The sequence below is a fragment of the Streptomyces sp. LX-29 genome, assembly GCF_029541745.1.
Lineage (GTDB): Bacteria > Actinomycetota > Actinomycetes > Streptomycetales > Streptomycetaceae > Streptomyces.
In genome coordinates this window covers 3476208-3500971 of sequence record NZ_CP089746.1, presented here as the reverse complement: position 1 = coordinate 3500971, position 24764 = coordinate 3476208, and the positions used below count along the sequence as shown (strand labels likewise).

Annotated in this window: 16 protein-coding genes; 10 read left to right on the top strand and 6 right to left on the bottom strand. The window is 67.9% G+C overall.

Going from position 1 to position 24764, the window contains the following annotated elements; translation table 11 throughout:
- Positions 1-28 precede the first annotated feature (28 nt).
- Positions 29-259, top strand: a complete 231-nt coding sequence (locus LRS74_RS14965; RefSeq protein WP_277741467.1) for a hypothetical protein — start codon at positions 29-31, stop codon at positions 257-259.
- Positions 260-491: 232 nt separating this feature from the next.
- Positions 492-1838 (top strand): DUF3631 domain-containing protein, encoded by a 1347-nt coding sequence (locus tag LRS74_RS14960; RefSeq protein WP_277741466.1) that lies wholly within the window; start codon positions 492-494, stop codon positions 1836-1838.
- A 153-nt stretch (positions 1839-1991) separates the two neighbouring features.
- Here LRS74_RS14960 and istB read toward each other — a convergent pair whose 3' ends face one another.
- Positions 1992-2798 carry an IS21-like element helper ATPase IstB gene (istB, locus tag LRS74_RS14955; protein WP_277738976.1) on the bottom strand — a complete coding sequence of 269 codons (807 nt, stop codon included), beginning with the start codon at positions 2796-2798 and terminating at the stop codon, positions 1992-1994.
- Positions 2798-4048 carry an IS21 family transposase gene (gene istA / locus LRS74_RS14950; RefSeq protein WP_277738977.1) on the bottom strand — a complete coding sequence of 417 codons (1251 nt, stop codon included), beginning with the start codon at positions 4046-4048 and terminating at the stop codon, positions 2798-2800. Before istA ends, istB begins: the two co-directional genes overlap by 1 nt.
- Before the next feature lie 503 nt (positions 4049-4551).
- Between istA and LRS74_RS14945 the strand changes: the two genes are divergently transcribed.
- The 3 genes from LRS74_RS14945 to LRS74_RS14935 all read left to right on the top strand — a co-directional run bounded on the left by LRS74_RS14945 (position 4552) and on the right by LRS74_RS14935 (position 7992).
- A complete protein-coding gene (locus tag LRS74_RS14945; RefSeq protein ID WP_277744764.1) occupies positions 4552-5361 on the top strand; it encodes a DUF2637 domain-containing protein in 810 nt (269 codons plus the stop codon).
- 337 nt (positions 5362-5698) lie between these two features.
- Complete coding sequence (locus LRS74_RS14940) at positions 5699-6259, top strand: MobC family plasmid mobilization relaxosome protein (RefSeq protein ID WP_277741465.1); 561 nt, start codon at positions 5699-5701, stop codon at positions 6257-6259.
- The gene (locus tag LRS74_RS14935) at positions 6256-7992 is read left to right on the top strand and encodes a mobilization protein (protein WP_277741464.1); all 1737 of its coding nucleotides are present in this window, start codon (positions 6256-6258) and stop codon (positions 7990-7992) included. Before LRS74_RS14940 ends, LRS74_RS14935 begins: the two co-directional genes overlap by 4 nt.
- A 756-nt stretch (positions 7993-8748) precedes the next feature.
- On the opposite strand, the gene LRS74_RS14930 is transcribed toward LRS74_RS14935, so the two are convergent.
- The 3 genes from LRS74_RS14930 to LRS74_RS14920 all read right to left on the bottom strand — a co-directional run bounded on the left by LRS74_RS14930 (position 8749) and on the right by LRS74_RS14920 (position 15679).
- On the bottom strand, positions 8749-10818 hold the full coding sequence (locus tag LRS74_RS14930) for a PrsW family glutamic-type intramembrane protease (RefSeq protein ID WP_277741463.1): 2070 nt from the start codon (positions 10816-10818) through the stop codon (positions 8749-8751).
- Between the two features lie 81 nt (positions 10819-10899).
- Positions 10900-12126 (bottom strand): damage-control phosphatase ARMT1 family protein, encoded by a 1227-nt coding sequence (locus LRS74_RS14925; RefSeq protein ID WP_277741462.1) that lies wholly within the window; start codon positions 12124-12126, stop codon positions 10900-10902.
- Between the two features lie 25 nt (positions 12127-12151).
- Positions 12152-15679: an NB-ARC domain-containing protein gene (locus tag LRS74_RS14920; protein WP_277741461.1), complete on the bottom strand. Its 3528-nt coding sequence runs from the start codon at positions 15677-15679 to the stop codon at positions 12152-12154.
- A gap of 264 nt (positions 15680-15943) precedes the next feature.
- Between LRS74_RS14920 and LRS74_RS14915 the strand changes: the two genes are divergently transcribed.
- From LRS74_RS14915 to LRS74_RS14900, 4 genes are read left to right on the top strand one after another with little or no spacing between them, the layout of a single operon-like run.
- A complete protein-coding gene (locus tag LRS74_RS14915) occupies positions 15944-16300 on the top strand; it encodes a hypothetical protein (protein ID WP_277741460.1) in 357 nt (118 codons plus the stop codon).
- A gap of 5 nt (positions 16301-16305) precedes the next feature.
- A complete protein-coding gene (locus tag LRS74_RS14910; protein ID WP_277741459.1) occupies positions 16306-17607 on the top strand; it encodes a radical SAM protein in 1302 nt (433 codons plus the stop codon).
- Complete coding sequence (locus LRS74_RS14905; RefSeq protein WP_277741458.1) at positions 17604-18500, top strand: radical SAM protein; 897 nt, start codon at positions 17604-17606, stop codon at positions 18498-18500. Before LRS74_RS14910 ends, LRS74_RS14905 begins: the two co-directional genes overlap by 4 nt.
- 17 nt (positions 18501-18517) lie before the next feature.
- The gene (locus LRS74_RS14900) at positions 18518-19309 is read left to right on the top strand and encodes a hypothetical protein (RefSeq protein WP_277741457.1); all 792 of its coding nucleotides are present in this window, start codon (positions 18518-18520) and stop codon (positions 19307-19309) included.
- A gap of 76 nt (positions 19310-19385) precedes the next feature.
- On the opposite strand, the gene aspS is transcribed toward LRS74_RS14900, so the two are convergent.
- Positions 19386-20708, bottom strand: coding sequence for an aspartate--tRNA(Asn) ligase (gene aspS / locus LRS74_RS14895; protein ID WP_277741456.1), 1323 nt, complete (start codon positions 20706-20708; stop codon positions 19386-19388).
- Between the two features lie 492 nt (positions 20709-21200).
- On the opposite strand from aspS, the gene LRS74_RS14890 reads away from it, so the two are divergent.
- Positions 21201-24761, top strand: a complete 3561-nt coding sequence (locus LRS74_RS14890; protein WP_277741455.1) for a DEAD/DEAH box helicase family protein — start codon at positions 21201-21203, stop codon at positions 24759-24761.
- Positions 24762-24764: the final 3 nt, after the last annotated feature.

Here is a 24764-nt window from a genome sequence, read left to right as displayed (position 1 = left end):
GAGGGCTCAGTCATGGATGGAGCGCCGCATGCGCGAGAACGAGATCGCCGGTAAGTCGCACGGGATGACCCGGGAGGAGCTGCTGGCCCTGCCCGCTGCCATTGACCTGGACACCGGCAATCGGGCGCTGGGCCTGGGACGCAGCAAGGGCTATGCGCTGGCGAAGCAGGGCCAGTACCCGTGCAGGGTCCTGCGGCTGGGCAAGGCGTACCGGGTCGTGACGGCCGACCTGCTGAGCCTGCTCGGCCTGGCCGCATGACCGCGCGTGCGTGTAGCAGACGCTTCTGCGCTGAGCTGACACAGAAACGCTGGACTGTGGCGGGGCGTGGACGTACTGTCCGTGGTCCCTCGCCTCGGTCGAGTAGCCGCGAGACGTGGGTGAGCCTCCGGCGGGGCAACGCCGGAGGCCCGAGCAACACCCCTGCACGACTTCACATGAACCAACCCGGCGGCAAGGGCGGGCCCGTAACCGCCAGATGAGGAGCTGCCCTGTGCAACCTACGACACCCGATGCACATTCCGCACCCGCCAAGGCGATCTGGCCGGCCAGCGCGATTCCCGGTCAGCCTGGCGCTCACCTGCGCTCCCCGTCGGCCGAAGACGCCAACGGGGACGATGGCCACGATGCGGGTACCCATGGTCCCGAGCAAGCGGCTACGCCGAGCGGACCGGAGGAGATGCAGATACCCGACACCGAGCCGACCGAAGGCGCGGGTCTGCTGGGCGAACTGCGTGCGCAGCTCGCCCGGTTCGTGATCTTCCCGTCCGAGCAGGCGCTGGACGCGGTCACCGCGTGGGTGGTGGCGACGCATCTGCAGTCCGCCTGGCAGCATGCCCCGCGCCTGGCGGTGGTCGGGCCCGCGAAGCGGTGCGGCAAGTCGCGGCTGCTGGACGTGCTGGTCGAGACGGTGCACGAGCCGATGCTGACCATCAACACAACGCCTGCGGCGATCTTCCGCTCCATCACCGAGGAGAACCCGCCGACACTACTGGTGGACGAGGCGGACACGATCTTCGGCAGCCCGAAGGTGGCGGAGAAGAACGAGGAGATGCGCGGCCTGCTGAACGCCGGCCACCAGCGCAACCGGTATGTGACCCGGGTCGTCGGCAACGACCACACTCCGCACAAGTTCGCCACCTTCGCCATGGCGGCGATCGCGGGGATCGGCGATCTGCCCGACACGATCATGGACCGGGCGATCGTGATCCGCATGCGCCGCCGAGCTGAGGGCGAGAGCGTCAAGCCTTTCCGCTCCCGCCGGGACACCCCGGCCCTGCACGACCTGCGTGACCGGATCGCCGCGTGGGCCAGGCCGCTGATGGACAAGGCGGCGAACTTGGAGCCGGATATGCCGGTAGAGGACCGCGCTGCCGACACCTGGGAGCCCTTGGTGATCGTCGCCGACCTCGCCGGCGGCGCGTGGCCCCGTCTGGCGCGGGTCGCGTGCGCGCGGATGGTCGCCGCCGAAGCGGCGGCCGAGGAGGACCATCCCAGCGGGGCGCGCATCCTCGCCGACATCCGCCGGATCTTCGCGGGCCGGGGCGAGCCCGAGAGTCTCTCCACCGAGGAACTCCTTTACCTCCTGCGCCAGGACGTGGAGAGCCCGTGGGCGGAGTGGGGACGCAGCGGGCTGACCGCCCGTGATCTCGGCGCGATGCTGCGCGAGTACGGCATCAGGTCGGGCAACGTCCGTATGGCTGACGGAACGCAGCGCAAGGGGTACATGCGCAACAAGTTCCTCGACGCCTGGCGGCGCTACTGCCCCACCGTCCACTCAGTGGGCACCCAACCTGTTCCCTCAGGGAACACTCAACCTGCCAGCCTCGGCGAGGGCTGAGCCCCGCCACTCCCGGCTGCCGTCCTTGCCGTCCCTGCCGTGATCTCGCAGGTCAGGCGGGGTGCAGACAAGACCGGCAGTGTCGGCGACGCGTGAATCGTGACCCACATCCGACGGGTGAAAAGTGACCCCCCACTGCTCAGTTGATGTTGGTCATTCCCCGCTGTTGGCCGCGGGAACCCGTCCGAGGTCTCGGCCGCGCATGCGGTAGCTGTCGCCCTTCAGCGAGATCACTTCAGCGTGGTGGACGAGGCGGTCGATCATCGCGGCGGCGACGGTGTCGTCACCGAAGACCTCGCCCCAGCGTCCGAAGGGCTTGTTGCTGGTCACGATCACCGAGGCGCGTTCGTAGCGGCCCGAGATGAACTGGAAGAACAAGTTCGCTGCCTCGGGTTCGAAGGGGATGTAGCCCACTTCGTCGACCACGATCAGCGGGATCCGGCCCAGGCGGGTCAGCTCGTCGCTGAGCCGGCCTGCTTGGTGGGCTTCGGCGAGGCGGGTGACCCACTGGGCGGCGGTGGCGAAGGCGACCCGGTGGCCGGCCTGGCAGGCCCGGATGCCGAGGCCGGTGGCGAGGTGGGTCTTGCCGGTGCCAGGCGGCCCCAGGAAGATCACGTTCTCCTTCCCGACGACAAAGTCCAGCGTCCCCAGATGGGCGATGACCTCGCGTTTCACCGACCGCTGATGGTCGAAGTCGAAGTCCTCCAGCGACTTGCGAGAGGGGAAACGGGCCGCGCGGATGCGTCCCTCGGCGCCGTGGGAGTCGCGGGCGGCGACCTCCCGCTGCAGGCATGCGGCCAGATACTCCTCGTGGCTCCAGCTCTCGTCGCGGGCCCGTTCGGCGAGCCGTGCTGCCGCATCCCGCAGGGCCGGGGCTTTCAACGCCTTGGTCAGATAAATCAGTTCGGAGCCGACGTCGCGGCTGGTCCGGGCCTGGTTCGTGCCGTTCTTCGTGCTCATCACGCTGCCCCTTCGCCCGTGCTCAGCCCGCCGTCGATGACACCGAAGATCCGGTCGTAGGTCTCCAGCGACCGTTCCTCGACCTCCGTCACGTCCACTGGCGCCGCCTTCGTGCTGGCAGCCTTCTTCCGTGCGGCTGCGGCAGCGGCCGCGTGGTCCGGGTCGGTGATGGTCTGGTGGCGAGCCCAGCTGCGGGCATGCCGGGCGACCTCGACGCCGTCGCAGGTCACCAGGACCTGGTCCAGGTCCGCGGTGACTTCGATGCGGCGGCCGACGGCCAGTGGATGCACCGAGTAGTCGCAGGTGTCCAGGCGGACGTAGTGGTCCCGGGGCAGCCGCAGCGATGCCTTCCACCAGCCCGGCGGGGCGACCGGCGGCAGGGCCAGCATCCGGGAGCGGTCCGCTTCCAGCCGGTCCGCCGGACGAGCCTGCAGGCTGCGGTGAATGCGCCGGTTGGCCTTGGTCAGCCAGTCGGCGAGCTGAATGTTGAAATCGGCCGGCGAGGTGAACACCCGCCCGGGCAGGAACGACGTCTCCAGATAGCCGTTGGCCCGTTCGACCAGCCCCTTGGCCTCCGGATCCCGGGGCTTGCAGAGCAGGAACTTGATGCCCAGCAGCCCGGCGAACGCGGCAAACTCGTCGGTCAGTTGAGGTCCCCCGGACCGCCAGGAGCCCACAGCACCCTCGTTGTCCCAGACCAGCACCCGTGGGACGGCGCCCAGCTCGGTCAGCAGCCGCCAGTGCCCGGCGATCAAGTCGGCCGCCGACCTGGAGGGCAGCATCCGGGCGGTGATCCACCGCGAGTAGCCCGCGACCATGACCAGCACCGGCGGCCGCCCGACCTGCCCGAAGCCGAGCGGGATGTCGGCGGGCGGGAACCACAGGTCGCACTGGCCGATCTCGCCCGGCTCATAGACCGTCCGCGAGGCTGGATCCGCGGGCCGATAGGCCGGCCGCAGGTCTCGGACCCGGTCCTTGAGCACCGTCAGCCCGCGGTCCCAGCCGATCCGCTCGGCGATCACCGTCGCGGGCATCTCCGGCCACTGCTCGAGCAGTTCGCGGATCTGCGGCTCGACCGCGTCCACGATGGAGCCCTTCGGCGCCCGCTGGTACTTCGGCGGCGCGTCGTCCGCGATCGCCCTGCGGACGGTGTTCCTCGAGATCCCCAGCTTCCTTGCGATCGCCCGCACCGGCATCTGCTCGGCCCGGTGAAGCCGACGGATCTCCGCCCAGTCCTCCACGCTGATCACCACTCCTCCCGGCCTGGCTCAACGAGCCAGACCCCTGGAGGGGGTCAACTTTCAAGCGTCGCTACTGGTCCACTTTTCAGCCGTCGCCGACACGGCAGCCGGGGCCAAGACGGCAACACGATCATGAATCGCGCGCTGTCAGCTAAAACGCCGACCCGGATCCGTCTTGTGCCGTCCCTGACGTCCGTGCCGTATTCCTGCAGATCACGGCCTTGCCAGACGAGACGGAAGACGCAACCGCCACGTCCTGGCCCCGGCGGCCACTCAGTCACGAGAAGCGCTGCGAGCCGCCTCGTTGCAGGTACGAAGACGCCGGCGCCGCCCGCCAAGACGGAAGGCCACGGCCACTGCCGTACTCGCTCTGACCTGCGATTTCAACGGCTAAGACGGCCAAGACGCACCACACCGAGCCCTCAGGAGTATCCCGCTTGACCACCCAATCCACCCCCCATCCACCACACGGCCAGAAATCGGGCGGCAAGTCCGGCGAGGGTAAGCCTCTGATGCGCGAGCACGATGCCGAGTGGTGGGCGCTCCTCACTGCCGGGGCCGTCATCGTGGTCCTGACCGCGGGCGCGTTCTGGCTCTCCTACGCGCACCTGGCCGAGGTCGCAGGCCAGCATGGGCTGGGTAGTTCACCGATGCGCCGCTGGGCCTGGCCCGCCACCTTGGACGCGTTCATCGTCGCGGGCGAACTGTTGATGCTCCGCGCGGGCCTGCGCCAGGTCACCGACCGGTGGGCGATCGGACTGACCGCCGCCGGGTCGATCGGCTCCATCGTCCTCAACGTGGCCGGCGTCAACAGCACAGGCAACGCCAGCAGCGTGCCCTTCCTCGACTACGTGGTCGCCGCGGTTCCCCCGACCGCCGCGATGTTGGCCTTCGCTGTCCTGATGCGGCAGATCCATCAGCTCGTCGACCGCTCCACCAACCGGCCGGAACGCCTCACCGGCCAGCGGACGGAGGGTGCCGTTCAGAAACTGGACGTTCCCAGCCAGGAGCTGGAACGCGCAGCTACTTCCATCGGCCTGAGCGATCCACTGCCCGTCGCAATTGCCCAGCCGACGGAATCAACGGCCCAGGTTCCGCAGGCCAAGCCGCGCGGCGGTCGGCCGCCCAAAGCCACCATCGAGGAGCTTGCGGAGATCGGCCGGATCGCCGCCTTCGAGCACCGCAAGCTCACCCGGGATCTTCTGCGCGAGGCCGTGGAGGACAAGGGGCTGACGATCGGCAGCGAACGGTTGACGAAGGTGATGAAGATCCTGCGGCCGGAACTCGAAGCCGCTGGGATCGCCGTCTCCACCAGCGGCTGACCGCCCGCACCGGGTGACCGGAACCCCTTCCGGTCACCCGCCCGGCCACCACCCCGCTCGACACCCGCCTGTCCACACGTGTGGACAGAGCGATGCCCGCATCGCCCAGCCCACCGGCCCCGCCCACCCGTCTGCCCATCCAGCCTTCTCCGGAGCATCGCCCATGACGCACGACCCGCACCACCCTGAGGACTCCCCGGACGAGCCGTTGCCGCTGACGAAGTCCCCTACGCTGATGGGCCGTCTACGGCGCGCGTTCGGACGGGCTGCCCCTGGCGGAGCCAGTAGTACCCCGAGTCCGACTCAAGGCCGGGCTTCGGGGAACTCCGCCCCGGGGGTGGCGGAGACGGTGCAGCGCCAGGGGGCGCCGGGCGAAGAGGTCGTGGCCGAGGGTAGCCCCGACCGGGAAACCCTCCACGCCGCCCAGCGCGAGATCCTGCGCCCCGCCCGCGCCGCCGAGACTGCCGCCGGCGAGCCCACCGTGAAGAGTGCACAGCCCACGATCCGCCGCTTCACCGGTATCAAACGCACCGTCCGTGTCGGCCCCATGCTCTTCACCGATGACGAGGACACCCGCCTCCAAGAGACAGCCGTTGAGCACGGTTACAAGGGCAAGTCCGGCTTCGCCGCCGACGTCGTCCTGGCCTTCATCACCGGCCGGTTCACTGCCAACCTGCCTCTGTCCGAGGACCGCCGCCGCACGCACATGTTCCGTGCCCAGGTCCTGCGCGAGCTCAACCGCATCGGCGTCAACGTCAACCAGATCGCCCGCGCCCTCAACAGTGACCTCACCCCGCCGGAAGTCCGTCGCCATCTCGACGAACTCCACCGCCTGCTGGAGCTGATCGCCGAGGCCCTGCGTCAGCCCGCCAACCCGGAACAAGGGGTGTCCGCGTGATCGCCGCCATCAAACCGGCCGGGTCCAACACCCGCGGTCTGCTCGCCTACCTCTACGGACCTGGCCGCCACGACGAACACATCGACCCGCACATCGTCGCCGGCTTCGCGATGCTCGGCATGCCCGACCCCGGCCGCGACGAGAACGCGACCCTTACCGAACTCGGCCGCTACCTCGACGAGCCCGTACGGCTACGCAACAACGAGTTCGGCAAGAAGATCACTGACCACGTCTGGCACTGTCCCGTCCGGGCAGCCCCCGGGGACCGCTACCTCTCCGACACCGAATGGGCCGAGATCGCCCACCGCATCGTCGAAGCGGCCGGCATCGTCCCGGTCGGTGACGACCTGGCCTGCCGCTGGATCGCCGTACGCCACGCCGACGACCACATCCACATCCTCGCCACCACCGTTCGAGAAGACGGCCGCCGCCCCAAACTCCACGACAGCGGCATCCGCGTCGGCGACGCCTGCCGAGAGATCGAGAAGGACTACGGCCTGCGCCGACTGAAGAAAGGCGACCGCACCGCCACCCGCCGCCCCACCCAAGCCGAGATGCACAAGGCCGAACGCCTCGGCTGGGAGCAGACCAGCCAAGGGTGGCTCGAAGACCGCATCCGCGCCGCCATCCCCCACGCCGCCACTGCTGAGGAACTCCTCGCTTATCTCGAAGCCGACGGCATCGCCGTCAAGCCCCGGCGCGCTCCATCCGGCGATCTCCTCGGCTACGCCGTCGGCCGCCCCGGCGACGTTAACGAGAACGGCGAGCAGATCTTCCGCCCCGGCGGGGGGATCGCCCCCGACCTGAGCCTGCCCAAACTCAAGGCACGCCTGGAGACCGGTGCGCCCGAGGAGCATCCCACCGCTCGCCGCAACCGGCCTGCCAACCCTTGGGAGCAGGCCACCGGCGCCCTCGACGCACTCCACACCGAGATCACCGGCACAGGTAGTGAGGGCGGCGGTGACGCGCGGGCCCAGGCACACATCGCCGCCCTTGGCGAACTGATCGAAGCCACCTCCCAGAAGGCCCCAGCCCACCTGCATGCCGAACTACAGGCCGCCAGCAAGGCATTCGCACGCGCCCAGCGCTCACAGATCCAGTCAGAGGACCGGGCCGCCGACACCGTGCGCATCGCAGCGCGTGACATCGTGCATACCGCCACGGGACCGGACGGCAGCGTCCTCGCCGCTCTGGTCGCAGCCCTGGTCTGGGCAGCCATCGTCGCCCGGCGCTGGCACGAGGCGAAAGGCCATGCCCACCAGGCTGACGCCGCCCGCCAAGCCCTCCAGCGCCTCCAGGCAGCCGCCGACCACGCCCTCACACCCGTGCTCACCGAACTCGAACAGCGTCAGCCCAGGGAGACCACCCGCCTCACCCTCGCCAGCGATGTTCGTGCCGCCGTCCCCGATCACGCCGACCGGATCCTCGCCGATTCCGGCTGGCCCGCCCTCGCCACCGTCCTTGCCGACGCCGAAGCCCATGGCCACCAACCGCACCAGCTACTCAAGGAAGCCGCCGCCCAACGTGAACTGTCCACCGCGCGCCAACCCGCCCGCGTCCTGATCACCCGTATCCAGCACACCAGCCGCAACCCCGCACCCAACCGCCGCGCCGAAGCTGCCCGCCGACGCTCGACCATGACGGCATCGACCCCCACCCAGCGGGCCCGAAACCCACAGCCCGCAGCGGTAGTCACGACACCCGCTGAGCAACAGCACCGGCAGCGCCGATAGACCTGTGAGAACCCGCAGGGGCCGTCCATGTGCAATACGAACGGCCGGCCCGTGCGGGGAGCCGAGACCGTCGGCCACGTTCCCGGCACGGTCCTCCACCAAGTCATACGTCAACGCTCCGCGCCGGGCCGCGCAAGGTCGCCAACGTCGTCACCCTGCCCGCGCTTGAGTCCGCGGATATCGCCGTGACTCCGGCGGGCCTCGCCGTGGCAAAGGGCGCCGTGGGTTCGCCGCTCGGCCGCGCGGTACGGCGTCCTGGCTCCCGGCGCTGGAGCTCGCCGATCCTCGCATGCGCGCGAACCCGAGGCACGGATTTTACTCAGTCAGCCATGTCTTGGGCCTTGTACCCCAATAGGCCGATCTTGAATAGTGGAGGGAGCATCTTCTCAAGGTACCAAGGTAGATCGGTCAGCTCCTCTGCCGCGGAGTGGGACCGCCTATTAATTGAAGGAGAGAAGGAGATATCCGTCCTGCCGGAGAAGAAAAGGAGCAGTCCACCGGTCTTCGCCCCTGGATGGTAAATGGAGATGCCAATGGTTTGCCGATGGCGCTCGGGGGAGTCCAGAGTTGCGACGACGTGCGCGAACGCGTCGGGGGGTGTGCTGTACCAGTCCAGGTCGCCGTCTTCGTCAGGGACAGCGTAAGAGATCCCGCGGAGCTCTACTGGCGACCAGCCGGATTCGGACAAGACTTGGACTACGCGGGACACGGAAACCGGCGCCTGGAATGTAAAGTCAATGTCTGCTGTCCGGGACACTATCCCGCCCCCTTGGGGATCACTCGCCACGTGTAGTTCTTCTTGTCGAGCCACTTGACGATATTTTCGGGTATTGGCTTCTCTGAGATCAGGGAGAACTTCCTTCCGCCCTCCTCGGCTATTCGGCGCGCATCGCCGAGATTCGACTTGAACTTCTCCATGACCTTCGGGTTCTCGTTCGCCAGCTCCCAATACCTCCCGGACTTCGCCTCGTACCACACTTCGACACCATCATCGCCCGTGAAAGCTCCGTCGAACTCGCGTCCCCCGTCTCTGAACGACCCGCGGCCGCCCAGTGTCTCCTGCAGGTGGTCCTCGTACTCCTTACCCCGCTTCACCCGGTCCCTTCCGGATGATTGCGCTGGCGTTGTCTCGCCCTGAGACTCCGGACTGCCTTCGCCGCTACCGGACCCCGCGGTCATGAGGACGACGCCGAGGGTGCCGAGTGCGGCGGCGTGGATGGCCGCTTCGATGGTGATGGTGCCGGCTACGGCGCCGGTGCCTGCGAGGGCGAGTCCGCCGCCGGGTGGGAACAGCGCGAGCAAAGACAGCAGGATGAGCGCGAAGCCGAGGTAGGCGAGAAAGTTGTTGAGCGCCTCCAGCAGGTGGAACTTGCGGAGCAGTGCGTCGTCCGGCCCCAACCCCTTCTGCTGCATGCGCAGCAGGAGCACGGTGCCGGTGGTGAGGCCGCCGAGTGCGGTCCAGATTCGGAAGCGGACCATGGCCTGTGCTTCGGCGAGCGCGATCATGCTGGTCGCCTGCCAGGTGCGCAGCAGTTGGGTGAGCTGCCAGGTGATCCAGAGCAGTCCGGCGATGCCGAATCCCATGAGGATGTGTGGGCCGTTGCCGGTGCTGAGCTGGTCCTGGAGTTCGGCGGCGGCCGGGAGGGAGCCCGCGCCGAGGAGGACCAGAGCCGGGAGCATCAGGACCAGGGAGATCAGGATGCCCCAGATCCGGCGCCGGTCCCGTATGGCTCGGGCAGCTTGGCGCACCGTACGCAGCCCGATGCCGTGCCAGGCGTGTTGGTGGTTGGTGGCGTCGATCTGTCCGGCGGTCCAGGCGACGGTGCGATGCAGGGATTCGGAGCCGGGGTAGGGGGCGCGGCCGGCCGCGTAGAGGAGGGCGCGGCGCATGCGGGCGAAGCGCAGCGCGATCAGCGTCGACCAGGGCACCCGCCACAGCCCATACGCGACCAGCGCCTCCAGGCCCGTGCGGCCGGCCCGCTCCGCCTGGAGCAGCACCCCGGGGATCGTGCGCTTGGCTCGGCGTATCTGCCACATGTCGACGGACACCGCGATGGCCAGGCACGCCAGCGGAACGGCCCACAGGATGCCGTCGAGGTCGTCGACCAGCGATTTCGTGTCCCGGTCGGCGGGATGCTGGGCAGAGTAGTTGGCGAGGATGTGGTGGGCGCAGGCGGCCGCAACAGGGACCAGGCCCACGCCTCGTAGCCACCCGCGAGCACGTATGAGGACGCCGACTCCCAGAGCCGCCGCGGCGGTGTAGACCAGGTGGGGGCTGGTGTCGGCGGCCGGGTGCACCTCGCCCAGGTCCAGGGAGCTGGAAGGGGCGGGGAACCAGGACGAGAAGATCTGATCGGGGCCTGGGATGTAGGGCGGGAAAAGTCTGTCCGGGATGATCCAGCCACCGGCCGGATGGTCAAGTGCCCGGTCCGCGTCCAGGCCGAAGCGGACCACCGCCTCCAGCAGGCCGAAACCGGCACCCAGCGCGGCACCGATCACCACGTAGTCGGTAAGGCCCCACTGGCGGCGGATCTTGACGTTCCATGCCGCCAGCAGCAGCGGTGTGACCTTGACCAGTTCCTCGATCACCGGGTCGACCGTGTAGCTGGCCGTATTCACGGCCTTGAGCAGCGCCCCACCCCTGGGCTGATCGGCGACCGCCCGCGTGTACGCGTACTCCAGCAGCGCGGTCGCGATTCCACAGCCGTAGACGCCCACTGCGATCGCCAGCAGCACGGTGCTGATCCGCACCGACCGTGTCGGCGAAGACAACACCAGCAACTGCGCCACGCCGTACACGGTCGCGGCCACCATGAATAACGCCATGAGCCCATCTCCCTACGGCCGCCGACTCAATGCGCTATGCCGCCGTGTCCCCATGGCCGGCCGATTCTGGCTCAGAAACCATTACGACCGAGCTTGAATCAGAGCGTGGGTCCCGCTGGTGCGCCATGCCTGACTGCTCTGATCAAGGCCGCTCAGCATCTGCTCGTCCAGCCCGACGATGACGTCGGACTTCAGGGTGCGGAGTGCCGCGACGGGTCCAGGGAAGTAGGCCGTGAGGTCCGTGAACGGCGTCGCCGCATCCCATAGCCGATCACCCACCAGACGGCGGTAGTTGAGGTCGCCCTTCAGGATCGTCAACGTGGCAGCCGCGAACTCCTTCCGTAGATCCTCGGGCATTGCCTCGTACGGCAGCGGCGCACAGAAGAACGGGTGGGTGCGCACCTCCAGTTGCCCGGTTGCCATTGCCTCCCAGAGGCGCTTGCCGATCTCGCCTGCCTGGCCGGGCCCCTGGACGAGCCGGCGGAGACAGTCGATGACGTCCGTGGACGTCGCGTCGGAGACGTAGTACGGGTAGGGCTTCACGTGGAGTACGACGCGGTTCGCACGGCCGCGTTCCAAGAGGTGGTCGATGAGGATCAGGTCGGGGATCAATTCCCTCCCTGCGTTGTCCGCCACCACTGCGACGGTGGTTGGCGCCCCCACGGGGAGCAGCGACCACAACGAGGTGCTGTCGTCGGCGACCAGACTCGCACCGGTATCGGCGTGCTCAGGATCCCCCGCCGTCACGCGGAAACCGAGATCGGCCCGATTGCCCCAGAGCGAAGCGTGCAGCAGGGCCGAAGCCCGTTCCTCCTCACGCAGGTCGACGAGTTCATCGAGGGCCTGGAACTCCTCGTCCACTGCCGAGCTGCGCAGCTCGGCTTGCTTGAAGGGCGCGAAGGGATCCACTCCTCGCCATGGCCCCTCGTCGAAGTAGCCGATGGCCGCGAGGAGCTTGCGGTAGAAGTAGCTCTCGGCCCAGAGGAATGGGGCGTCGAGCCACGATCGTCCGAAGTGTTCGCGCCCCCACGCCGCCCATACCTCGTGGCCCGGGGCCGTGGCGTCGAGTGGTTCGACGACCCCCTTGGTGACCTCGTCCAGCAGATCGTCGAGTGCCTGGTGCTGTTGCGGTCCGTACGGGAAGGCGTCGCGGACTTGCCGGATCAGAGCGGGATGGCGACGTTCCAGGACGTCCCGGGCGAAGGTGCCCGGCCCATTGCTCAGGATCACCGGGGCGCTGAGCTCGGGCAGCCGTCCGGTGCTTCGCCTCGCCCGGTCCCCTGACGTGCCGGAGGTCTTCGCTGTCATGGTGTCTGAGCCCTTCGCGTGTCGGTCATGTGTCCTTGATATCCAGCGCCACTACGCCTGCCGCGCTGCCGACCAGCACTGCACCGGTCCGGCTGTCGAAGGCTGCGCAGTGCAGCGAGGCGTCCACCCTGACCTCGGCGATCTGCCGCTGATCGTCGAGCGCCCACAGGCGTACGGTCCCGTCTGCCGCGGCAGAGATCAGACGGCTTTCATCGCTGGTGAAGCCGAGCATGAGGATGCGCCCCGTATGGCCGGAGAGGTGCGCGGTGAACCGGTCGGTACGGAGATCGCGTACGGAGATGTCGCCAGTGCCTGCCCCAACCGCGACCCGGTTGCCCAGTCCGTCCACGGTGACCGCACGAGCCCACCCGCTGGGACAGGTGAACCGGCCCCTGAATTCTCCCGTCGAGGCATGCCACACGCGTACGGAGCCGTCGCCACCGCAGGCCGCCAGAAGGTCTCCGCTGTCGTCGAACGCGATCGACCGCAGACGGCCGGCATGCACGTCCTGGCTCCACAGCAGTGATCCACTGGGGAGATCCCAGCAGCGGATGTGCCCGTCGCCGGTGCTCGCCGCGAGGCGGGGCACGGATCGGGCCATTGCTACAGCCCACGTCCGCGTGGCGTCCTGGTTCAGCGTGAGGTCCCACCCCGTGTCGACCAGTGACCAGACTCTGACCGTTCCATCGCCGCACGCCGCCGCCACGTGATGGGTACCGCCCGCCAGAGACCACACACGTCCGTGACCCGCGGGGAGCCTGCGGCGGAACGCCGAGGTCGAAGCGTCGAAGAGCCCTACGTTGCCCGCGCCATCACCGACAACGGCGATACGCCCATCGGCCGCGAACTGCGTGGACCACACCGTGTTCGACCCGCGGCCCAGCGTTTCGAGCTGACCCCTCCCTGCGTTCCAGACGCGGACACCGCCGTCCTCGCAGCCTGCGATCACCCTGCCATCGTCCGTACGGGCGACCGAGCGCACCCAGTCGACACCAGGTGGCAGTTGGGTCTCGCCGACTGGGCCCTCTGCCGAGAACGCCTGGATCCTCGGTTCTTCGGTGGCGGCGATGGCGACCTCGGCACGCGGGGACAGGGTGACGGAGCGCACACGAGCCTTCAGGTCGGCGATCCGGCGTATGGGCGCCAGTTGTCCGTCGGCCGTGTTCCATACGAGTACGGAGCGATCACCGGAGCCGGATGCCAGCAGAGAAGAGCCCGGGGCGAACGCCACGGTACGCACCCAGTCGCGGTGCGCCGCGCGTTCATCCAGGAGACGGCCGGTGGTGAGGTCGAAGAGGCGGACGAACTCGTCTTCGCCAACCGCGGCCACCGCCGAGTCGGACTCTCCGCCGATCGCCACGGACCACATCGGAGTCCCGGCCGTATGCATCTTGCGCATAAGTACGAGTCGGTCCGTGTCCCATGCGCATACGGCTCCGTCCTCAGCTCCCGAGACGAGGACGGAGCCAGAGGAGGAGAAGGCGAGGCCGCGGATGCGACGGGTGTGACCCGTCAGCACACCGAGAGGGTCACCGGTGTCGGTCCGCCAGAGCCGGATCACCGCATCGTCTCCTGCCGACGCGATGGTGAGACCGTCCGGGGACAGCGCGGTGGCGAATACCCAGCCGGTGTGGGCCTGATGAGCTCGTAGGAACCGACCGGTGTCGAGGTCCCACAGCCTGACCACTCCGTCTTCCCCGCCCGAGACCACGAGGTTGCGCACCACGGAGACGCTTACGACGGCGCCTACGTGCCCGGGGGCCACGGACTCCGGCGCGGCGTCTTCAGGCGGCAGCAGCCACTTCGCCTCAAGCACGGGCCCGGATCCGGTGACGTGATCAAGAGCCTGGGCCGAAGCAGGTAGCGGCGACCGGCGGAGCACGATGGAGAGCGTTGAAGCGAGGTCCGCTGGCTTCTCCAGACCGCTCAGGAGATACCCGGCGCCGGCCATCATGCGTGCCGTGTTCCAGACCTGGTGCTGTGGATGGGTGTCCTCATGCCTCCGGGGCAGGGCGTCCAGTACGGCCGCGTCCGCTGTCAGTGCTTGGTGACCGACTCGGCTGACCTTGCGCAAGACGTACGAGGGGGACGCCAGGAGACTGACCAGCTCAGCGTCGAGATCAGCTTCACGCAGGTGATAGGGGAGATGCCGCCACAGATAGGTGTGGGCGTCACCTAGCGTCTCCCACCCGCCGTCCGTGATCTGCCGGTACGCCTCGACCAAGGACCGGTGGAGCGCGGCCCAGTGGTCCCCGACCAGGTGGCGCAAGTAGGAGCGGAACACGTCGTGAAGCACGATGGCATCCCGATCAGCGAGATAGGCGCTGACGAGGGAGCGGTCCGACAGGACCCGACAGAACTGCCGTACGACGTGGGGAGACCAGCCGTGCGTGGTGTGCCACCAGTGGGCAAGTACCGACACAGGGATGGGCGCCGCTGGTGGAAAGATCGCCAGGGAGAGGTATCTGTCCCGTAGGCCCGAAATCCCGCCGATCGAGACGTTCTCGTCGAGGCTACGCAGGCTGGATGCGAGGGCCTGCCCGATCGCGTTCTTCCGCTGGTCCGAGTCCCATACATCGAAAGCCTGGGGACCGTACGTGCGGATCACCTCGCTGGCCTCCGTGGCTACGCGTGCAGCCGACGCGCCGGCGACCACATCCTGCGAGACATTCGCCCCCACGATCGCCGCCAACAGCGGCCAGCCGCCACAGACATCGGCGAGTCGAGCGGCTTCGGGATACTTCAGGGCTCCGACATTACGGGTGAGCAGTTCGCTGATCTCGCTCGACGTCATGGGGCCCAGCCGTACGACACGAGCAGCGGTGGGGCACACGCGGACGTTCCGCGTGGTGACGAGCCGCACGCAGTCTTCCCCGCCCAGCAGGAACGGCCCGAGATCGGCGGCGGACCAGACATTGTCGATCACCAGGAGGGCTTGGCGCCCTTGGAGCAGGCGTGCCAGGTGGAAGCCGGCCTGTTCCGGATCCGTCAGCGCTGGGCGACTGCCGTCCAGGTGGACACAGAGGTCGGAGATCAGCTCGACGACTCTGGCCGCCGTGCACCCTTCGCCGGTTTCCACCCACAAGATCTCGGAGAAGGATTCCCGAATCCGGGGATCGTGGCAGACCTGGGTCGCCAGCGTCGTCTTCCCGAAGCCTCCGGGGCCGCAGACTGCCACGGTGGCGATGCCGTCAGCCGCCGACGCCTCTCGCAGAACGGCGACGAGACCCTCGAAATCGTCTGACCTGTGCACCAAGCCGGGCTCCGGAACGGGTATCGGGAGGTGGTTGTCCGGTGCGGCCGCGGGAGCGGGTATCGGAGCACCAACGGATCCCCAGAAACGCTGCTGGACATCCGCGTCACTCCGCTCCAGGGCCGTGTCCAATAACGCCTGAGAGTCCGGTGCCAGAACGATCTCCTTGCCCCGGGCCTCCCAATTGGACACCGTCCGATCGCTGACGCCGAGGTAGGCGGCGAAGCGGCGCACGCTCTGACGCGTCGCCTGCCGTAGTGCTCGCGCCTCTTCGCCTGTCCAGCGCTGCACCGTGCCCACCGAAGCTCCTTCGACCGACCTCAACGACGGTAACAGCGTAGGACGCGCTGACCAGCGACGTACGGCCTTCCTGCGACGGGAGTTCAGCACCAGTTCGACAGTCCGGCCTCCAGACCGGCGTGAGCCGGCACAGGCGCGACCGTGTCCCCATGTCGGCGGTGGTTCTACATGGGTGCGGCGCTACGACAGCCCGCTGACCAGCGCGCCCCGGCAGTCTGCTGACCGCGGAGCACGAAGGCTCCGGAACCGACGGAGAGGTAGGACATGCCGACACCACGTCGCAGCAAGAATGATCACCTCATCTACGCGGATGTCGTGGACTCCAAGAGCAAGGCCGGCGTCTGGATGGGCGAGCGTGCCTCCTTCCAGGACCGGCAGCGCCAGATCATGGAGGCCGTGAAGGACGGACTGGACTGGGTTCCGGTCGAGGGAGCGATCATGGCGATCAGCACCGAGCCCGCGGGGATCGCCGTCATCGCCCCGAACCCGAGCCTGCCCGGCGTCATCGTTCTGGCGGACGGCGGCTCCCCTGCTGCCACAGCCGACCTGCAGGCCCGCTACGAGGAAGTCGTTCGCACGTCCATGGCGGACCTCGGTATCGCCGCAGAGGGAGCGGCCTGATCATCATGGCCGCCTCCCGCCTTCTGTGGGGGAAGTACGTTCAGTACGACCGGGAAGGGGAGTCCGTACTCCTCGACCCGGTCGAGCTGGACAGCGTGTACCTCAACCGCGGAGAGGTCGCCGACCTCTCCGCGGTTCCCCCGACCGCGACCCACGACGCTCTCTCCGAGCTTGGCTTCACGCCGGACGGCCCGATCGTTGACCGGCGTGAAGCACTCCGCCACCGACTCCGAGACCTCGACCTCGACCCGACACCGCGCCGGATCAGCGGCCTCCGTGTGGTGCTTACCGACCGGTGCAACATGGCCTGCTCGTACTGCTTCGTCGACACCAACACGGGCAAGCCGGACATGACGCAGGAGGAGCTCGCCGAGGGGCTGGCCTACCTCTTCGAGCAGAACGCCGGCCAGGAGGAAGTCTCCATCCAGTGGTTCGGCGGCGAGCCGACCATCCGCTTCGACCTCATGCGCTACGGCGACGAACTCGCCGACCACCTGGCCTCCCGGCACCGAGTGAAGCGCATCCGACGCACCGTCGTCACCAACGGCGCCCGTCTGACAGACGAGATGCTGGACCATTTCCTGCGCTATCAGTACGGGATCGGCATCTCCATCGACGGCCCTCCAGCGGTCAACTCCGCCAACCGCAAGCTCCTCGGCGGTCAGCCGGCCGACGACCGCATCCGGACCAATGTGCGCCGTCTGCTGGAGGCCGATGGCCTCTACGTCGGGTGCAACCTCACGCCTACCGCCGCCAACATCGGGCGTCTCGGCGAAACCGTGTCGTGGATCATCGACGAGCTGGGGCTCAAGTTCATCTACGCCAACACGCCCATCCCCTCGCGCGGACGCTGGCTGGTGAAGGGAAGGGACCTGGCCCGAGAGCTCTACGAAGCCCGGCTCGTCGCCCTGAGCAAGGGCGGCATGCTCTTCTCCGTACTCGACCGCGCCTTCCAGGCCCTGGACACGCGCCGCCCCATGCTCTTCGACCACATGCAGGGCGACCGCAGCCTCAACGCGGCCCTCCTGCCAGGTCATCGGGTCAGCCTTTGCGACATCAACTTCACCGAACCCAGCTTCATCCACACGCTCAACGAACTGCGCTACCACCCCGAACTGCTGAGCACGATTGCGAAGAAGGTCGCGCCGTACGCCGCATGTGCGGACTGCCCCGCGATCGCCATCTGCGGTGGCCCGTCCCGGAACGAGCAGGCCCTGGTCGGCGCGGAGGCACCCGATCCGGAGATGTGCGCCTTCTACACCAGCACAGTCGAGATTGCCGCTTGGGACAGCACGGGGGTGCAGTGAGTACTGAAACCGTGCCCGAGCGTGCTACACCGACGCACCCTCCCTTCCGCACGGCGCTTATCAGTACGGCCGGGCACTGCGCGGTCGCGTGCGGCTTCTGCTTTCGCACCGACCGCGCCCACGGGTTCCTCGACATCGCGACCTTTACTCGGGCACTCTCCCGGCTCAAGGAGATCGGCGTCGAGGGCGTATGCCTGACCGGCGGCGAGCCCACGCACCACCCCGAGCTGCGCCAGCTCGTCCGGCTCGCCCACCAGTTCGGCATGCCCGTGTCGGTGGTGACCTCGGCCCGCACCTCGGCCGAGGTCACCCGCCTGGCGGAGGTCTCGCACCTGCTGACAAACGTCACTGTCTCCGCAGACTCTGCTGGGGCGATGCGACTGGGGCGCACGACGCGGTCGGTGGCATCCGGGGTCTCGGTCCTGGCGGAGATCGAGACCCCGGTTAGGGTGCTTCACCTCACGTACTGGCAGGTCATGGCCGAAGAGTGCCGTGAGATCCACCAGCTGCTGAGCGATAAGGACATCAACATCCAGCTCAGCCCCGTGACCTTCGACGAGAAGGCCCGCACCCGCGAAGCACTGTCGCTCGACGCCTACGTCCGGCAGCACAGGGCCGATGCCGACCTCCTCGGCCGCTACATCCGGCTCAGCCCGCGGTTCCAAGAGCACCTCGTCGCTCTGCGTGCCATGCAGCTTTACCCGGAACGGCAGCACCCATGCCGCTCCGCCGCCCTCTACGTCTCATCCGGCGGCGAGCTACGACGGTGCCCGTACAGCCGGTCCGGAGTCCCCGTTCACGCACCCCGCTCCGACGTCGCCAGCTTCCTCGCCCGCGGCACGCAGGACTGGACCACGCCGGACTGCGCAGCCATCTGCCGTGCCGACACCTGACCTTCTGCGAGGCCCCGATGTCCACCGCCGTCAGCGTCACCACGCCCGCCGAATTCACTGAGAGATGGCGAACGCCGCCGAACTTCCGGCTCGCCAGCGACATCGCCCCGATCGGATTCGAGTTCCCCGAGGCCATCGACGTCCTCGACGCCATCCGGCAGGACGACGAAGTCCGATTCACGATCCTGGGGGACGACGACTGGGCCATCCGTATGGACCGCACGGCTGCCTTCCGCGACACCCCGGCCAGCGAGATCGCCAGATGGCCCTTCCGTCTCGTGCACTTCAACCTCAGCCGTTTCTACGACGGGCTGCTGCACGGCTTCCAGGAACAGGTCATGATCCCCTGGCGGACGTTCCTCTCGTCCCTGGGATTCACGTGGCACCGGTGCGCGCCCATCCTCTTCATCTCAACCGCCGGCCGCTCCTCCACGTACCACAACGACAACTCACACGGCCTGGTGTGGCAGGTGGAAGGCACCAAGACCTTCCACGGCTACCGGGACCCGGACCGCGTCCTGCCGGCCGAGGCGGCGGTCATCGGAGAGACGACCGCCGAGGAGCCGCCGCCACACGACCCCGCTGACCGCCTGTCCGTACGTATGGAACCGGGCGATCTGCTGTGGAGCCACGCCCTTACGCCGCACTGGGTCGCGGCCGAATCATCCCTGGCCATGAGCGTCACCATCTCCCACGGCGGCCTCTGCCACCAGGGCGGCTACGCGGAACGGGAGCTCGCCCTGCGCCGCTACTGGGACGACCACCCCGATGAGGCGTGGCTGCGGGACCTCCGCACCACTCGCTACTGATCCCGTCAGACCTGGGCTGTGCCAACGACGAACCCGTTGGCACAGCCCAGCACGTTGCCGCCCGCGCGGCCGGGCCCTACGGTGTGAGCCGGTTCGGGCCGCGGAACAGGAACGTGGCCTCACGGATCGACTCCAGGCCAAGCATCACCATCAGCACACGCCCGAGCCCCATGCCCAGCCCACCGTGCGGCGGACACCCGTAGCGGAACGCGTTCAGATAGTCCCGCATCGGCTCGGTACTCATGCCCTTCTCCGCGGCCTGCTTGAGCAGCACGTCGTACCGGTGCTCGCGCTGGGCGCCGGTAGTGATCTCCAGCCCCCGCCACAGCAGGTCGAAGCTGAGGGTCACGTCCGGCTGGTCCGCGGGCCGCATGTGGTAGAAGGGCCGAATGCTCGTCGGGTAGTGGGTCACGAACACGAACTCGTGCCCGGTCTGCTCCTTCATGTGCGCGGCGATGCCCCGCTCACCCTCCGGGTCGAGGTCCTCCTTGACACCTTCCGGGTCCCAGCCCTTGGCCCGCAGGACCTCCTGCGCCTCAGCCATGGTGACGCGCGGGAACGGCGTCCGCGGCACCACCACCTCCACCCCGAAGTGCTCCTGGATCGCCTTCCCGTGTGCCTCGGCGACCTTCGCGATGGCGTGCGTGAGCATCTGCTCCTCGAAGACCATTACGTCTTCGACGTCGGAGATCCATGCCAGCTCCACGTCGACACCGGTGAACTCGGTGGCGTGCCGCGAGGTAAACGAGGGTTCGGCACGAAAGACCGGCCCGATCTCGAAGACCCGGTCGATGCCGGCGGCGATCGCCATCTGCTTGTAGAACTGCGGCGACTGGGCCAGGTAGGCGGAGCGGTCGAAGTATCCGAGCTTGAAGACCTCGGCACCGGACTCCGAAGCAGTGCCCATGAGCTTCGGCGTGTGCATCTCGGTGCAGCCCTCGGCATACGCGTACTCGCGCATCCCCTGCTCCAGCGTGGTCTGCACCGCGAACAGCAGCTGGGCGGTGGGCCGCCTGCGCACATCCAGGAAGCGCCAGTCGAGGCGCTGCTCCAGCCCTGTCTGCTCGTCGATCGGCAGCGGGGTCTCGGCCCGGTTCAGGACCTCGACCGACTCCGGGACGATCTCCAGACCGCCGAGCTTGACCACCGGGTTGTCGACTACCCGGCCGACAATCCGTACGGCGGACTCGGCGGTGAGGTGCTCAAGCTGTTCCTCCAGCTCGCCGCCTTCTCCGCCGCGCTTGTGCGTCACCTGGGCCATGCCGGTGTGGTCCCGCACGAGGACGAACTGCATCTTGCGCTGCAGGCGGAGAGTGTTCACCCAGCCTGAGATCGAAACGGTCTGGCCGATATGTTCTCGCAGGTCAGCGACCAGTACGCGGGTAGTCGGGTGGATCATCGCAGCCCTCCAAGGGCGTCGTCATGATCCCTTGGGAGCGTGGGCGAGAAGGGTACTCGCGGTGCCACCACGCCTTTGCCGCCGCCGGTCAGGGGCGACCTCATTCAGGCCCGGTCACGGGGGCCAGCCGGCGGGGCATTGGGCTAAAGCCGTTCCTCCCCGCGCTCGGGAGGGTCTTCACCCAGGATGCGAGACTGCCTTCCCAGCTACCGGCAGCTCTCTTGGCTCGCGTGATCCTTCGGCTACTCGTCTCCGTCAACGCGTTGTCATGAGGATAGGGCGGCGCCTGTCGGCCCGGCAACGGAAAACGCGACCTCACTGCGACATGGTCTCTTGCCAGTTCTGCCCAACGCACTCCTCGCGAAGTGGCCAAGTCCGCTGGGCCGACCCTCCCCTCCCGCCTAGTACGTCCTTCTACACTGTGCGCCAGTACGACACAGCAGAGCAGCATCATGACCAGGCGCCACGAGGACGGAGTAGCCGGTGGGGGACATGGACGCGCGACTGCAGAAACTGGCGAAGTCGTCCCCGAACTTCGGCATCCTCTACCCGCTGAAGCCCCTGCTGTCGCTCTACGGTGCCCAGGCCGAGGCAACGGTCTTCACGAATCCGAACTCCTCGCTCGTCCAGGCGGGCCAGTTCGGTGAGGTCCTCGCAGAGGAGCTGATCACCCGGATCGGCATGCGGGTTGAGGGCAACCGACAGATCGACCGGCTGACCGCCCTGACTCGGGCCGGCGTCCTGGTCCCCGAGACGCGCCGGGATTTCGATCAGCTGCGGGTGGATCGCAACAAAGCCGCTCATGCTCATCTGTTCGACACGGCACGAGCGCTGGATGCCGTACGGGTCTGCTACAAGCTCGGCCTGTGGTTCCACGACGCGATCTCCGGGCGCCGCACGGTGGCGGAGTTCGTGCCACCGACGGACCCGCAAGCGATCGACCGCATCTCGGATCCGGGCGAGGTCGCGGAGCTGAACGAGGCCCTGGACGGCCACCGTCAGGCACTGACCGAGGCGCGCACGCGCCTCACCGAGTCCGCGAGCGAGCTGGAGGCCGAGCGGAAGGCACGGGCTGAGGCGGAACGCCTCATCGCCAGTGCCAGCGCGAACAACACGGAGCTCCTGGCCCAGATTGAGCAGTTGGCAGCGCAGGTCGCCGAGATGCGCGTTGCTCAGACGGCCGCATATGAAGAGGCCCGTCAGGCCCCGCGCAAGGTCGATCCGGCGGCCCGCGACGCGATCATCCATCGTGCACAGCGGCGGGCTCCGCTGAACGAGATCGAAGCCCGCAAGGAGATCGACAAGCTCCTGCGCGCCGCCGGCTGGGTGGTGCAGGACCGCAGCGAGGTCAATCCGATGGCCGGTCGTGGTGTGGCCGTGCGTGAGTTCACGCTCGCCACGGGACGGGCCGATTACGTCCTGTACGTGGACGGACAGATTGCCGGCGTTATCGAGGCCAAGCGTGAGGGCACGCATCTGGCCAGCGCGGTCGCGCAGAACGACCGCTACGCGGGCGGAGTGCTCAAGGAGCACCGGCCCGCCGTGTGGCGCGAGGACGAGCCGTTCGCCTTCCGATACGCGACCACGGGTACCGAGACGTACTTCATCAACCGCTTGGACCCCGAGGCGCGCTCCCGTGAGGTGTTCGCCTTCCACAAGCCGGAGACCATCGCCGACTGGATGCGGCGTGCCGAGGAGCACCCGGCGACGCCGACCTTCCGCGATGCCCTGCGCAGCATTCCGGAGCTGCACCGCAACGGCTTGCGTCCGGCACAGATCGAGGCGATCAAGGGCCTGGAGAGCTCGCTCGCCCTGGGCAAGCCACGTGCTCTGATTCAGATGGCGACCGGCGCGGGCAAGACCTACACCGCCGTTTCCCAGACGTACCGGCTGCTCAAGCACGCCCGAGCCCGTCGCGTGCTGTTTCTGGTGGACCGAAACAACCTCGGTAAGCAGGCGCTGGACGAGTTCCGGAAGTTCACGACCCCGGACGACGGCCGCAAGTTCTCCGACATCTACAACGTCGAGCGCCTGGGCGCCGCAGGACTGCAGGACAGCAGCTCGGTGGTGATCTGCACGATCCAGAAGATGTACCGCCTGCTGACTGGCGAGCAGCTCGTCGACGACGACCCGGTCGACGAGGCGAACGACGACACGGCGTACGAAGAGTCCTACGCCGCAGATAAGCCCATCGAGGTGGGCTACAACCCCGCCGTGCCGATCGAGTCCTTCGACCTGATCATCGTGGACGAGTGCCACCGCTCCATCTATGGCTTGTGGCGCGCGGTGCTGGAGTACTTCGACGCCCACCTCGTCGGGCTGACAGCCACTCCGACTCTGCAGACCCTCGGCTTCTTCGGCCGGAACCTGGTCTCCGAGTACACCTATCCCCAGGCTGTAGCCGATGGCGTCAACGTCGACTTCGACGTCATCCGCATCCACACAGATTTGCGGGAGAACGGCGGCGCGACCATAGAAGAGGGCACGACGGTCAAGATCCGTGACCGGAAGACCCGCTACCAGCGCTATGAGCAGCTCGCGGACGACTTCACCTACACCACCCGTCAGATCGGACGCTCGGTGGTGGCCGTCGACGAGATCCGAGCCGTTCTCACCGCCTATCGGGACAACTGGCAGCGGTGGTTCCCCGGCCGCAAGGAAGTCCCTAAGACGCTGATCTTCGCGGTTGGTGAGGACCACGCCGAGGACGTTCTTGCTCAGGCCAAGGAGGTCTTCGGGCGGGGGGACGAGTTCGCCAAAAAGATCACGTACAAGAGCCGCAAGGCCGGCGAGGACCCTGACGAGCTGATTCGTGCCCTGCGGACGTCCCCCCGCCTGCGGATTGCCGTGACCGTCGACATGATCGCGACTGGCACGGACGTCAAGGCGCTGGAGTGCGTGATCTTCCTGCGGGAAGTGCGCAGCGCGGTCCTCTTCGAGCAGATGAAGGGACGTGGCGCCCGCACCATCGACGCCACCGAGCTGCTTGAGGTGACTCCGGGCGGAGACGCGCGGGTGCGCAAGGAACGCTTCGTCCTCGTGGACGCAGTCGGCGTTACCGACTCCCCGCTTGTGGATGCACGACCGCTCGTTCCGGCCGGGGAGCGCCAGGTCTCCTTGGCCAAGCTCCTCGACAAGGCTGGCACCAAGTCGATCACCGCCGCGGAGGCGGAGATCCTTGCCGGGCGCCTCGCCCGCCTGAACCAGCAGCTCAACGATGGCGAGCGCGATCAGATCACCAAGGCGGCAGGTGGCCTCACCCTCTCGAATATCGCGAGCAAGATCGTCCAGGCCGCCGACCCCGACAGGCAGGACCGGGCCATGGCAGAGGGCGGCGAGAAGGCAGCTCACGCACTGATCGTTTCTGCCGTCGCCCCGCTCACCGCCAGCCCCGACCTGCGCCGGCTGATCATCGAGATCCGCCGGGATAAGGACTACGTGATGGATGAGACCACTGCGGTCGCCGTCACCAACGTTCACGCGATTCCCCGCGAGGAGCGGGCACGCGAGCAGGTCAACCGTTGGAGTCGCTTGCTCAAGGACGAACGCGACAAGATCGCCGCGATCTCCATTGCGCTCTCCAGCCCCCGCTCGGTCGCTCCGACAGAGGCGTATGCGGCGCTCAAGGAGCTGGCCGACAAGATCCGACGCCCTGATTTCGCCTGGACCCCGCAGGTCCTGTGGACGTACTACGAGGACCTGGGCCGCGCCAGCGAGCAGCCGGGTAAAGAGGCCGGCGTGCCCGACCTCATCTCGCTCATCCGGTACGAGCTCGGCGTAGATTCGGAGCTGAAGCCGTACCGTGAGACGGTAGAGGAGCGCTTCGAAGGCTGGCTGCTTCGGCAGCGGCAGGCCGGTGTGGAGTTCACGGAGGACCAGATGTGGTGGCTTGAAGCCATCCGCGACGTCGTCGCCAGCGACGTGGGCATCGCCCCGCCGGACTTCCGAGCCGAACCGTTCGTCAGCCGCGGCGGCGGCAGGGGTCTGGCGTTGGCCTTTCCGGGGCGCAACCCCCACGACTTCCTGAATGAGTTGAATCGAGAACTGGCTTGAGTA